This is a genomic window from Nocardia sp. NPDC001965 (assembly GCF_053594175.1).
The window spans coordinates 321-12,055 of the sequence record NZ_JBSFDZ010000026.1; the positions used below are offsets into that span (position 1 = coordinate 321).

General features: G+C 67.1%; 12 protein-coding genes. 7 read left to right on the forward strand and 5 right to left on the reverse strand.

Going from position 1 to position 11,735, the window contains the following annotated elements; all coding sequences use genetic code 11:
* Positions 1 to 466: 466 nt before the first annotated feature.
* Complete coding sequence (locus ACWCPQ_RS26920; protein WP_449903805.1) at positions 467 to 778, forward strand: hypothetical protein; 312 nt, start codon at positions 467 to 469, stop codon at positions 776 to 778.
* A gap of 107 nt (positions 779 to 885) precedes the next feature.
* Here the strand turns inward: ACWCPQ_RS26920 and ACWCPQ_RS26925 are convergent, their stop codons facing one another.
* Positions 886 to 3,009 (reverse strand): acyltransferase family protein, encoded by a 2,124-nt coding sequence (locus ACWCPQ_RS26925; protein ID WP_449903808.1) that lies wholly within the window; start codon positions 3,007 to 3,009, stop codon positions 886 to 888.
* A gap of 317 nt (positions 3,010 to 3,326) precedes the next feature.
* On the opposite strand from ACWCPQ_RS26925, the gene ACWCPQ_RS26930 reads away from it, so the two are divergent.
* On the forward strand, positions 3,327 to 3,635 hold the full coding sequence (locus tag ACWCPQ_RS26930) for an excalibur calcium-binding domain-containing protein (RefSeq protein ID WP_449903811.1): 309 nt from the start codon (positions 3,327 to 3,329) through the stop codon (positions 3,633 to 3,635).
* A 78-nt stretch (positions 3,636 to 3,713) separates the two neighbouring features.
* Here ACWCPQ_RS26930 and ACWCPQ_RS26935 read toward each other — a convergent pair whose 3' ends face one another.
* Positions 3,714 to 3,935, reverse strand: coding sequence for a DUF3618 domain-containing protein (locus ACWCPQ_RS26935; RefSeq protein ID WP_058855232.1), 222 nt, complete (start codon positions 3,933 to 3,935; stop codon positions 3,714 to 3,716).
* Between the two features lie 253 nt (positions 3,936 to 4,188).
* Here ACWCPQ_RS26935 and bcp point away from each other — a divergent pair, with 253 nt between their 5' ends.
* A complete protein-coding gene (gene bcp, locus ACWCPQ_RS26940) occupies positions 4,189 to 4,662 on the forward strand; it encodes a thioredoxin-dependent thiol peroxidase (RefSeq protein ID WP_449903814.1) in 474 nt (157 codons plus the stop codon).
* 42 nt (positions 4,663 to 4,704) lie between these two features.
* Here bcp and ACWCPQ_RS26945 read toward each other — a convergent pair whose 3' ends face one another.
* Both ACWCPQ_RS26945 and ACWCPQ_RS26950 read right to left on the reverse strand, forming a co-directional pair.
* Positions 4,705 to 6,612, reverse strand: coding sequence for a ThiF family adenylyltransferase (locus ACWCPQ_RS26945; RefSeq protein WP_449903817.1), 1,908 nt, complete (start codon positions 6,610 to 6,612; stop codon positions 4,705 to 4,707).
* A 176-nt stretch (positions 6,613 to 6,788) separates the two neighbouring features.
* Entirely contained in the window at positions 6,789 to 7,595 is an 807-nt protein-coding gene (locus ACWCPQ_RS26950; RefSeq protein ID WP_449903819.1) for a TetR/AcrR family transcriptional regulator, read from the reverse strand.
* A 188-nt stretch (positions 7,596 to 7,783) separates the two neighbouring features.
* On the opposite strand from ACWCPQ_RS26950, the gene ACWCPQ_RS26955 reads away from it, so the two are divergent.
* The 4 genes from ACWCPQ_RS26955 to ACWCPQ_RS26970 all read left to right on the forward strand — a co-directional run bounded on the left by ACWCPQ_RS26955 (position 7,784) and on the right by ACWCPQ_RS26970 (position 11,067).
* On the forward strand, positions 7,784 to 8,734 hold the full coding sequence (locus ACWCPQ_RS26955; RefSeq protein WP_449903822.1) for an ATP-binding cassette domain-containing protein: 951 nt from the start codon (positions 7,784 to 7,786) through the stop codon (positions 8,732 to 8,734).
* A 64-nt stretch (positions 8,735 to 8,798) separates the two neighbouring features.
* The gene (locus ACWCPQ_RS26960) at positions 8,799 to 9,530 is read left to right on the forward strand and encodes an ABC transporter permease (protein ID WP_449903994.1); all 732 of its coding nucleotides are present in this window, start codon (positions 8,799 to 8,801) and stop codon (positions 9,528 to 9,530) included.
* 224 nt (positions 9,531 to 9,754) lie between these two features.
* Positions 9,755 to 10,375 (forward strand): TetR/AcrR family transcriptional regulator, encoded by a 621-nt coding sequence (locus tag ACWCPQ_RS26965; RefSeq protein ID WP_328398787.1) that lies wholly within the window; start codon positions 9,755 to 9,757, stop codon positions 10,373 to 10,375.
* 110 nt (positions 10,376 to 10,485) lie between these two features.
* Positions 10,486 to 11,067: a DUF3885 domain-containing protein gene (locus ACWCPQ_RS26970; RefSeq protein WP_449903825.1), complete on the forward strand. Its 582-nt coding sequence runs from the start codon at positions 10,486 to 10,488 to the stop codon at positions 11,065 to 11,067.
* A 229-nt stretch (positions 11,068 to 11,296) separates the two neighbouring features.
* Here the strand turns inward: ACWCPQ_RS26970 and acpS are convergent, their stop codons facing one another.
* Entirely contained in the window at positions 11,297 to 11,734 is a 438-nt protein-coding gene (acpS, locus tag ACWCPQ_RS26975) for a holo-ACP synthase AcpS (protein ID WP_449903827.1), read from the reverse strand.
* Position 11,735: the final 1 nt, after the last annotated feature.

The following is an 11,735-nucleotide window of genomic DNA, read 5'->3' on the forward strand; positions in this document are numbered from 1 at the left end:
GGCTCCAGGCTCCAGGCTCCAGGCTCCAGGCTCCAGGCTCCAGGCTCCAGGCTCCAGGCTCCAGGCTCCAGGCTCCAGGCTCCAGGCTCCAGGCTCCAGGCTCTGGACTGGTCTGGTCTCCAGACGCCGGCAATACAACTCCAGGATCGGCAGGGTGGCGCAATGGCGCGCCAGGGGGTCACCCGGATGACGAGACCGCGATGAGGGGTCCCGGGCATCCGGGACCGGGACAGCGTTGTCCCGGTCGATGACCGCGAAGCCCTGCTGATCGTCCGCGCCGCGCAACGACGCACGGTCGCGGAGACCCGCCGCATCGGCGGGGACCACAATGAGGTGGGTGCGCGGTGCCGTCCGATCCGGGCGGCACCGCGCATTTCCCGTCTCCGGCTCCACTGTCCGCAGCCGGAGCCGCGGGATGAATACTGTTCTCCGGGTAGTGCTTTCCGAGGATCTTCTACACTTGCTCATGGCCGATTACGCGCATTCCCCGGCAGCGGAGGCCGGTCGGGCCGCCAAGGCGCGGCAGCTGGCCGGATATCTGTGGGACCGGGATATCTCGGGTTCCGAACTTCTCGATATGCCGGCCGCTGCGCGGCGCAAGCTGGCGCGCGCGGCGGGCGCCAATCCGCCCAGCACCGAGGAGACCTGGCATTCGGTGGCACAGCTGCTGGACGAGAAGGCCCACTGGGCGGCGCGGCGGCCCGGTCATCCGGCGGCCGCGCGAGCGCACACCGACGAAAAACTGCTCTGGGTGAAGCCGCCGGTCACCCCGTGGTGAACCGGCACCTCCACGAACGACAGCGGCCCACGTGACCGTGACGGTCACGTGGGCCGCTGCGGCTGCGGACCGGCGGGCGGATCGGCACCCCGCCGGTCCGGTAACGATCACCACCAGCCGGTGGCCGCTCCGATCTGCCGTTCCAGTTCGGGAGCCAGGGTCCGCGCGTAGCTGGCGCTGAGATGGTGCTCGTCGTGGTAGACGAGGACATTCCCCTCCACCACCCGGCAGACCTCGGGCCCGCACACCGAATCGGTGAGATCCAGCAGGCGCATATTCGGGAATGCCGCCGCATGCGCCAGCGCGGGATTGACGGCCGCCAGCGCGGTGGCCCGCGGCATCCCGCAGGTCGCGCTGTCACCACCGGCCGCCAGACAGTCCACCGCGCTGTAGCGGACACCGGTGGGGCTGCGCAACCAGGGCGTGTCCCGAATGGCCAGCACATTCAGGTTCCGTTCGGACAGTGCCGCCCACACATCGAGATATTCGGCCGGCACCATATCGCCCCCGCTCGGCCAGATGGGCGCGGTAGCGGTGGTGAAGATCCAGTCCGGTGGGTCCGAGGCGAGCAGATCGATCACCTGCCGGGACCAATCGCGGCAATCGGAGATATCCAGACCCCGGTACTGCGCGTCGTCGCGGATGTTCAGCGAACAGCCCATCTTCAGATAGACCACGACCTTGATGTCGTGCACCTGGGCGAGGGCATCCATGGCGGGCATCCAGTGCTCGGCATGGGAGTTGCCGACCATCGCGATCGTGCGCGACCCGTTCGGATCACCGTAGGTGCAGGTCACGATCTCTTTGTTGAACCAGTCGGAAATACACCCGTCGCGGGTCGGCGCCGGCAGATCGTTCGACGCCTCCAGAATGGACGGCCGCAGCTTCGCCACCGGGACCGCCGCTCCGGCGAACAGCGCCTCCGCACCCGGGTATTCGTTCACCGGCAGCGCTTCCACCGGCTCCGACGGTGTGCGCGCCACCACTACCTGCCACGAGATACACGATCCGAGGACCAGCAGCCCGACCACGCTCACCGCGACGGCCGGAATACGGCGCTGCCAGGACGGTGCCACGATCGTGCGCCCGGACCGCAGGCGCAACGGCTCCTCGACGAACTTGTTGGTCAGCACCGCCAGCGCCAGCGATACGGCGATGACCATCAGTCCCCCGCCGAGACCGGCATGCGGTTTCCCGGTCTGCACCAGGTAGTAGATGAGCAGCGGCCAGTGCCAGAGGTACAGGGAGTAGGCGACCGACCCCAGTTCGACCATCGGGCGGGAGGCGAGCAACCGGGACACCACCGAGCGCCAGCCGCTCTCGGTCCGGATACCGGCGACGATCAGCGCCACCGCCGCACCCACCGGGAACAGCGCGGCCGGTCCCGGGAACTGGCGGGCGCCGTCGAAGAGAACACCGCAGACGAAAACCGCGAGGAGTCCGGCGGACGCGAGCCCGGTCAGCACGACCCGCGCGACCCGGCCCCCGACGACACGAACCCACGGGAGCACCGCGGCCAGCAGCGCACCGGTCAGCAGCTCCCAGGCGCGGGCGCCGCTGTCGTAGTAGGTCCATTCCTGCGATGTGGTCATCCCTACAGCGGCGTAGACGAACGAGCCGGTACCCAGCACCAGGGCGAGGACCGCGATCGTCGGACGGACCGCCTGAGTCCGGCGCAGGCGCGCGCACACCCAGGTGACCACCGCCAGCAACACCGCGACGGCGAGATAGAACTGGCCTTGTACGGCCATCGACCACATATGCTGCAGCGGGCTCACCGAGGGGTCCGCGGCCAGATAGCTTTCCGACGCCTGCGCGAGGTACCAGTTCTGGTAGTAGAAGGCGGTGGCGATCGTCTGACCGGACATATTGGCCCAGGTCGAATACGGCCGGTACAGCACGGTGACCACTGCCACCAGCGCCAGCACCACCATCAGCGCGGGAAGCAGGCGCCGCGCGGTCCGCACCGCCGTCTGCCGCAGTCCCACCGCGCCGGTCCGTTCCGCCTGACGCAACAGCATGCCGGTGTAGAAGAAGCCCGACAGCACCAGGAAGATGTCGACACCGCCGGAAACCTTGCCGTACCAGACGTGGAAGGCGACGACGAGTGCGATCGCTATCCCGCGCAGGCCGTCCAGATCCAGCCGGTAATCGGCCGAGCGGGCCGCGGCCGCCGGGGGCGGTGGCACGGACGAGTCACCCGCGACATCGCTGTCCTTGATTCGCAACAACTGCTTTCCCCGACCTATCGCTTACTCCGGCCGGCCCGGGAGGGGTCGAGTAACAGCAGCAGAGTACGAGCCTCGGACATAGCATGCATCCCTATCACAATGTGTTGTCTCCGGCGAAACCTCCCCGTACTGCGCGGGAACTTCGCCACTGCGTCGTGGTGCGTCACAGCATCCGGGGAGTACCCAACCCGGTGCCCATTTTCTCCTGTCTTATCCAGGCCATACGAGTTGACAATCGACCCGGCCCTCACAACAGTGGAAGCCGCGCGTTCTCTTGTCGAACGTAGATCCACTCCCCAGCAGACATAGAGGAATTCATGAACGTACGCCAGCTCTATGTCAGCGCCGCCGCCGCGGGGCTGACTCTTCTGGCCGCTCCTGCTGCGAGCGCCGGCCCGATCGGACTTCCGCTGCCCTCCCTGGCAGGTACCGGTTCCTCCGCGGCCGACGCCGTGCTGGGCGCGACCGGTTCGGCCCAGCTGACGCAGACCGGTTCGGCCGGCGGTGCCTTCAAGAACTGTGACGAAGCACGCGCCGCGGGCCGGGCGCCGATTTTCCGCGGTGAGCCCGGTTTCGGCCCCCACCTGGATCCCGACGGCGACGGGTTCGCTTGCCCCACCGTCTGATCCACGGCTACTGCGCACGAACACCCGGTGACAGAGGTTCTGTCACCGGGTGTTCTGTATTCCGGGCAGCTACCCGGATCAGCGCAGGATCTTGAACAGCAGCGCACCCACCGCCAGGACACCCACACCGATCAGGGTGTATTTCACCTTCGGCTCGTTGACCTTGGCCAGCGCCAACTGTTTGGTGCCCTCGGCGATCCGCTGCGGATCGGCCCGCACGGCGATCTCGTCCAGAGTGCCGGCCAACCGCTCCCGCGCGGCCTCGATCTCCTGCTCGATCCGCTCGGTATCCTTTGCCACCTTCACGCCTCCTGTAACTGGTCTGCCGCGTCCACCGGCGGCCGATGATCACCCCTGGGCCGCGGTCGTCCGCGGATCGGCCAGGGTCCGGGCTCGAGTGTATCCGCGCACACCACTCTCGCTACCCGGTCGTCCTGCCCGCGATCCGCCCGATGTGACGCGCCGCCGAAGATATCCGCGCGCCCTCGCTACCGGCCGGATCACCGGGACCGGTACGCGTCCGGGAGCGGCGGCGGTCGATTACGGTAGCGAGGTGACCGACAACCAGCGACTCTCCCCCGGCGACCCGGCACCCGATTTCACCCTCCCCGACGCCGACGGCAACGAGGTATCGCTCGCCGATTACCGCGGCCGCAAGGTCGTGGTGTACTTCTACCCCGCCGCGAGCACGCCCGGGTGCACGAAACAGGCCTGCGATTTCCGGGACAGCCTCGGCGAGCTGAATTCGGCCGGTCTCGAGGTGATCGGCATCTCCCCCGACAAACCGGCGAAGTTGGCCAAGTTCCGGGACGCGGAGAAGCTCAACTTCCCGCTGCTGTCCGATCCCGACCGCGCGGTACTCACCGCGTGGGGCGCGTTCGGCGAGAAGACGATGTACGGCAAGAAGGTGACCGGCGTCATCCGTTCGACCTTCCTCGTCGACGCCGAGGGCAGAATCGAAGTGGCACAGTACAACGTGCGCGCGACCGGGCACGTCGCCAAACTGCGCCGCGATCTCTCGGTATGAGCGAGTATCACCCGGGCTCGGCCCGGGTGATACTCCGCCGCTCTATCTCGGCGCGGTGTTGCGCGCCGGCGCCAGTTGTTCGTCCAGGTCTATGTAGTAGCGACCGGATCCGCAGGGCTGATCCAGCAGGATCCGCCGGGCGGCGTCGGTGACGAGTGCCCCACCGAGGGTCACACCGGAGGCCAGCTGCGGCCAGCTGCTCAGGGTGTGGCCTATCCGATCCAGCGATTCGGTGATGGCGGGACTGGCGTTCGCGACGTCGACCATCGTGAGGATCAGCTCTACTTCCTGTGCCCCGGTCGCATCGCGGATATCGGCGGATCCGAGGTCACCGAGCCGGCCGTGCAACAGCGGCCGGCTCGGTTCGAGGTCGAACCGTTCGATATCGAGCATGCCCCGATCGTTGCAATCCATCACCACCGGCAGTCGGCGCGCACGCGCCTGCTCCCGGGCGGCCACTTTGACGTAGGCGGTATCGCACTCCTCCACCAGCAGGTCGACGGGTCCGGAACCGCCGTCGAAGAATTCGGCGAGATTCCCGTCGGTGAGGCCGGCGGTGAAGATCTCGATATCCAGGTACGGGTCGATCTCGAACATCTGCCGCGCCGTGATGATCGCCTTGTTCACGCCGACGGCGGCTACTCCGGCCCGCAGCCGGTTGAGGTTGGACAGTTCGAATTCGTCGAAATCGGCCAGCCGGTAGGCGCCGCCCACTCCTTCTAGAGCGAGTGTGAGTGCCGCGCTGTTCCCCACCGACAGGCCGACGATGCCGATTCGCCGATCGAGCAGCCGCCGCTGGTCCGACCGAGTGATCTTCTCCCGGTTACGGTCGGTGCGCATCAGCCGGAATTCCCTGCGCGGCAGAATATGCACCAGTTTCCCGGACCATGGATACCAGGCCCAGGTGCCGTAGTCGGAGATATCGGCACCGTCGAGTTGTTCGACGATCCCGGCGTTCAGCTGCGCCGGGGTGAATCGCCGTCCCGGTTCGCGGCTGCGGATCAGATCGGCCAGCTGGCTCCGTATCGTGTCGTGAACGGAATGCACCTGTCCCGAATCCAGCAGTGCGGCCAATTCCGCTCGACTGTCCGGGTCGGCCGGCGCGAACAGCACCGGCTGCCAGGTATCGCGGTCGGCGTTGTCGGCCGGAATCGCGATCGCCGGGCCGGACGGGACCGGGTCGTGGGTCTCGTCCCACACCGGTGGATCCGTGGTCACGAATGCCGGGAACCGGTCGGCCAGTCTGCGCACCAGATCCTCGTATTCGTCGGCGCCGGCGGCGGTTCGCGCCGCCATGACCACCACGTCCTCGGTGTAATTGTCGACGTAGCGGCGGGTGCCCTCGATTCTGCGGAATCCGAATCGCTCGTGGAAGCGATCCTGTCCGTCCTTCGTACCGGAGGTGCCGACCATGGCATGCGCGCCCAGGTGTCGGGCCGCGCCGATGGCCAGCGCGTTGAGGAAGATCCCCAGGCCCAGCTTTCGGCTGCGGTGCTCGACCACGAGCCTGCTGTGCTCGAAAGTGGTTGCCGGGTCGAATCCCTGGCCGGCGAGCATATTCGCGTAATCGGATTCACCCAGATACGTCCGCGCGTGGAACAGATGCCCGGCGGCCGGTGTGCACAGGCGCACGTATCCCGATATCGGCCCGCCGGGTTCGGCGCCGACGAGGAAGTGCCACGCGTCGTAATCGAGATCCTCGTTGTCGGCGAACCCCCCGCCGGACTCACGGAAATCGGGGCGGCGACCGTTGTCGTACAGGATTCTCGCCCGTAACTGTCTGATTCTCCGCAGAATGTCGGCGTGTTCGCTGAGATCGCGCCGCAGCTGGAAGGTGCACACATGCCAGGAATCCGCGTCGGAAAGGTTCGATACCGGACGGATCTGCGCGGTAATTCCGGTGCGACCGAGCGGTCGCGTGGAATCGTGGGCGGCGGAGCGCGAAACCATGGTCGAGCTACCTGCACTCTCAGTTATCTTGAATTGCAGTTACTTTCGCTCACTTTCTCAGTTCGCGACACGGACTCGTCCGACCGCCTCCCGATACCGGGAACACAACGGGCGCGGAACCACGCGCCCCGCACCGATGACGTTCCGCGGATACCGGGCGGCGGTGGCCCGGCGGGTCACTCGTAGGACGCGATCAACCGCTCGTAGCCGTCGAGCAGGAATGTCAGGCCGTTGTCGAAGAACAGATCTCCCCACGATTCCTGATCCTGCTCGAATGCCTGGGCGCGCACGGCCGCGGTGAGCGCGGGAAAGCGGTCCGGATCGAGCACCCGATCGATGATCGCCCAGTCGCCTTCGGATTCCTCGTCGCCCGGCCGGATCTCCGCCGCCAGCCGGGCCCGGCCGATCACGTAGAGCGAAAGGTTCATCACCAGTTGCAGTTTCGTCGACTCGGGTAGGCGGGTCTGCCCCAGCGCGGCCAGGCCTGTCTCCAGCCAAGCCATATTGTTGGGGCCCAGCGGTGGGGCGCTCATCGGCGCGCCGAGCCAGCCCGGATGCCGGCTGATCAACCGGTACTCCTCCTGCGCCCACTGCTGCAGCGCATCGCGCCACGGGGTACCCGCGACGATGGGCGGCGGCGTGCCGACCACTCGGTCGAACGCGATCTCCAGGAGGGTCGCCTTGCTGTCGACATAGCGGTAGAGGGACATGGCGGTGAATCCGAGCCGCTCGGCGACCTTGTTCATCGAGAGCGCGGCGAATCCGCTTTCGTCGGCCAGTTCGATCGCGGTATCGACGATCTGGTCCAGGCTCAGGCCACGGCGGGGCCCGCGAGTGCCGGCGGGCGCCAGCCCCCACATCAGCTCGATCGATTTCGGTAACGGCGGTTCGCCGCCGCCGGGCCGGGCCGCGACCGGATCGGGTTCCCGGGGCCCGGCCGATCGCGACTGCTGATCCGGCCCCGAGTCGGCTGCGCTCGACATCGTTATCGACCTCTCCGTTCTGATCGCTCACCAGGTAGCCCGGGCACGGTGCCACGGTCCCGCCTCCATTCCTATATCACCTGCTTCCGCGGGGGTCTTGCGCCCCGGCTCCAACTGTGTACTCTATAAACAGAATATATGTCATATACAGTTTATGTGGCACACAGTCAGTGGAAACGGAGCCCACGATGACCGCCCCACCCGCCCTCTCCCTCACCGGCCTCGGCAAAGCCTTCGGCGAACACCGCGTACTCACCGATATCGACCTCGAGATCGCCCGCGGATCGGTCTTCTCCCTGCTCGGCCCGAACGGCGCCGGCAAAACCACGATGGTGCGCATCCTCGCGACCCTGACCGACCCGGACACCGGCACCGCCCGCGTCGCCGGGCACGATGTGATCGGCGAAGCCGACCGGGTACGCGCCGCGATAGGGGTCACCGGCCAGTACTCCGCCCTCGACAAGGTGCTCACCGGTACCGAGAACCTGCACATGGTCGGCCGACTGCTGCATCTGGGCAGAGCGGAAACCCGGCGCCGCACCACCGAACTGCTCGAACGCTTCGATCTGGCCGCCGCGGCGAACCGTCCCGCCGACACCTATTCCGGCGGAATGGGCCGCCGTCTCGATCTGGCGATGAGCCTGATGGGACGCCCGGAGGTGGTCTTCCTGGACGAGCCCACCACCGGGCTCGACCCGCGCAGCCGTCGGGAACTGTGGTCGGTGATCCGGGAACTGGTGACCGACGGGGTCACCGTCTTCCTCACCACCCAGTACCTGGAGGAAGCCGATCAACTGGCCGATCGCATCGCGGTCCTGCACGACGGCCGGATCGTCGCGGACGGCTCACCGACCGAACTCAAACGCCTGACCCCCGGTGGTCATATCCTCTTCCGATTCGGCGATCGTGCGGACCTGGCCGCCGCGGCCCGGGCCACCGGACACCCGGAGACCGATCCGAACGAACTCACCCTGCAGATACCGTCCGACGGCTCCGTCGCTCACCTCAAACACCTGCTCGACGAGTTCACCGAGCTCGGCCTCACCGTCGAACAACTCAGCGTGCACACACCGGACCTCGACGATGTGTACTTCGCCCTCACCAGCCGGCCCGCCGAACCGCTGCCCGCCGCCTCCTGATCCGCCCGCACAGAAAGTCACGCACGTGACCACACTCGCCCATTCCGTCCAGGACGCGTCCACCATGACCGCCCGCAATATCCGCCACACCCTGCGCAGCCCGGATTCGCTGATCAGCACGCTCGCCCTACCGATCATGATCCTGCTGATGTTCGTCTACGTCTTCGGTGGCGCGATGAACGTCGGCGACAGCACCTTCGTCGACTACGTGGTGCCCGGGATCATCCTGCTGTGCGCCAGTTTCGGCGCCTCGACCACCGCGGTCGGCGTCTCCGTCGATATCACCGAGGGCATCGTCGACCGCTTCCGCACCATGGCCATCAGCCGCTCCGCGTTCCTCACCGGCCACATCACCGAAAGCCTCCTACGCAATACGGCGGCCACCGCGGTCGTGATCGGCGTCGCGCTGGCCATCGGTTTCCGGCCCACCGCCGACCCCTTGCGCTGGCTCGCCGCGGCCGGGGTGCTCGCCCTGGTGGTGCTGGCGCTGTCCTGGATGTCGGCCTGCTTCGGACTGGTCGCCAGTAGCCCGGAGGCCGCCAACGGATTCACCATCTTCGCGATGTTCATTCCCTATATCAGCAGCGCGTTCGTTCCGCCGGAGACCATGCCGAGCTGGCTGCGGGGGTTCGCCGAACACCAGCCGGTGACCCCGGTGATCGAAACTCTGCGCGGACTCCTGGTCGGCACTCCCCTCGGCGACAGCCCGCTCCTGGCATTCGCTTGGTGGGGCACCATCGCCGTGGTGTCATATCTCACCGCGGTATACCTGTTCCGGCGACGCACCCGGCAGTGACCGCGATCCCGTTCGGTCCGGGCACACCCGCGCGAAGTGTTGCGCTGCCCGGATCGGCGGTATATCCATGGTGAGACATGACAGACTCGCCGTCACAGTTACATACTCTGCACCACGGGTTTCCCCCAACCGCTAGCCTGGGACAGGTGAACGTACGGACGGAGGCCAGGGCCAAACGGCGTCCGGACCCTGCGCTGGAACTTCAGGACGACCCGCAGGAGCTGATGCCGCGCCGGCGTCCGACCCAGGAACGCAGTAAGCGCAAGTTCGACGCGCTCCTGCAGGCATCGCGCGAACTGCTGGTGGAAGTCGGTTTCGAATCGTTCACCTGCGAAGAGGTCGCGGCCCGGGCGGAAGTGCCCATCGGCACCCTCTACCAGTTCTTCGCCAACAAATACGTGATCGTCTGCGAACTCAACCGGCAGGATCTGGTGGCGGTATCGCAGGAACTGGCCGATTTCCACGGCGAGATCCCGTCCCTGGACTGGTTGCGGCATATGAACCAGTTCGTCGACCATCTGGCCAGTCTGTGGATGACCGATCCGTCCCGGCGGGAGGTGTGGCTGGCCATGCAGTCCACCCCGTCCACCCGGGCGACCGGCGCCATCCACGAGAAAGAGTTCGCCGAGGTCGTCTCGCAGATGCTGCGGCCGCTCACGCCGCGAACTCCGCGCGCCCGGCGCACCATGATGGCCGAGGTGCTGGTGCACGTGGTGTATTCGATGATGAATTTCTCGGTGCAGGACGAACAGAGTCACGCCGACGCGGTCGCCGAGCTCAAACGACTCATGGTCGCCTATCTCCTCGTCGCGGAGAAGGAATCCCGCACCGCCAGCCAGCGCTGACCCACTCCCGCGGGATACGAGCCGCCCGGAGGCCGGACCGGCGCAGCCCGGTTCGCGACCCCGGCAGAAATCGATGTTCGGCGCACCCGGCCCGCGAATATCTTGACCGGATGAGTGACGACTTGTCAGCGCTCTGGCAACGGCACCGGCCGCACTGTCCCCCGTTGGCCCATGAGCTGAAGCACGCCTATCGGGATCACTGGGTGCGGTTCCACAGCCTGCCCGGGTCGAAGCGCTATCCCGACACTGCCGACGAGTACGGCATCGTGCTCGACCGGTACAACACGATCTCGGACGAGTTGTTCACCGGACAAGAGGTCCATCTCATCACCTGCGACTGGTCCGACCGACCCCGGCCCGGCGCCCGGCCCGACAACCACGCACAATGGCATCCCGGCGCCCGTTACTGGACATCGATCTGCGATGACCCGACCGGGATCGGGACCGAGTTCGTCTCCTATACACACCTTTTCATCAGCCGGTTCCCCTGGCGACCAGGCATCGTTGACGATCTTCTGCGAGCCGTGGCCGACGACGAAACCGCAGGGGTCATGATCACCGATCTGTCCCTGGCGCGGATCCACCATCCCTACGACGGCGGCGCGGATGTCCTGCTACCCACCACCGCCGAACGTGACACGCTCGCGCACCGGTACGCGCACTGGCTGTCCGGGCGCCCCGAGGGTTTGTGAGCCCTGCCGGGGACAGACCCGCTCGCGTCCCGGATCGTCCACCGGCCGACCGCTCTCACCGACCGGCCGGCAGCCCGCGGGAGATACGGCCGGAGCACCCGACAACCGCGCGGTCCGGGTGGGCGACGGCGAACGCTCGGCCGTGCCGGGCACGGCCGAGCGTTCTGGGTGAGCTACTGTCCGACGGGACCGGCGATATTCGAATCCGCCGCCCGTTCCGGGACGTTCGTCAGTTCTCCGGCGCGCGTCCCTCGATCAGATCGGCGAGCTCGCCCGGGTCCTCCAGCACCACCATCGCGGCCGCCGTATCACCGTCGTGGGTCAGCGACAGATGCACCCGCACCCGCGGCAGGAACTCCGCGGCCAGGCCGTGCAATTTGATGCTCGGCCGGCCCCAGGCGTCGTTGACGACCTCGATCAGTGGATACGGGTTGTCCCCGATCTGCGGGCGGCGGGCGAACCGGGAGGAGGCCCAGGCTTTGAGCACGGCCTCCTTCGCCGCCCACCGCGCCGCGTAACTGCGGGCCGGATCGGTGGCCTTGCTCTGGCAGTACCGCCGTTCACCGGCGGTGAAACTCTCCCTGAGCATGGTCGTTCCGGCACGGTCCAGTTGTTCGGCGAACTCGGAGATGGTCACCAGGTCCAAGCCGATTCCGAGGATGGTCACA

Bases quoted from the DNA above. Each gene is read 5' to 3' on its own strand.
- ACWCPQ_RS26930 (WP_449903811.1), top strand. From the start codon at position 3,327: ATGAACGTACGCCAGCTCTATGTCAGCGCCGCCGCCGCGGGGCTGACT.
- ACWCPQ_RS26960 (WP_449903994.1), top strand. From the start codon at position 8,799: ATGACCGCCCGCAATATCCGCCACACCCTGCGCAGCCCGGATTCGCTG.
- ACWCPQ_RS26920 (WP_449903805.1), top strand. From the start codon at position 467: ATGGCCGATTACGCGCATTCCCCGGCAGCGGAGGCCGGTCGGGCCGCC.
- ACWCPQ_RS26955 (WP_449903822.1), top strand. From the start codon at position 7,784: ATGACCGCCCCACCCGCCCTCTCCCTCACCGGCCTCGGCAAAGCCTTC.
- ACWCPQ_RS26970 (WP_449903825.1), top strand. From the start codon at position 10,486: ATGAGTGACGACTTGTCAGCGCTCTGGCAACGGCACCGGCCGCACTGT.
- ACWCPQ_RS26945 (WP_449903817.1), bottom strand. From the start codon at position 6,612: ATGGTTTCGCGCTCCGCCGCCCACGATTCCACGCGACCGCTCGGTCGC.
- ACWCPQ_RS26950 (WP_449903819.1), bottom strand. From the start codon at position 7,595: ATGTCGAGCGCAGCCGACTCGGGGCCGGATCAGCAGTCGCGATCGGCC.
- ACWCPQ_RS26965 (WP_328398787.1), top strand. From the start codon at position 9,755: ATGCCGCGCCGGCGTCCGACCCAGGAACGCAGTAAGCGCAAGTTCGAC.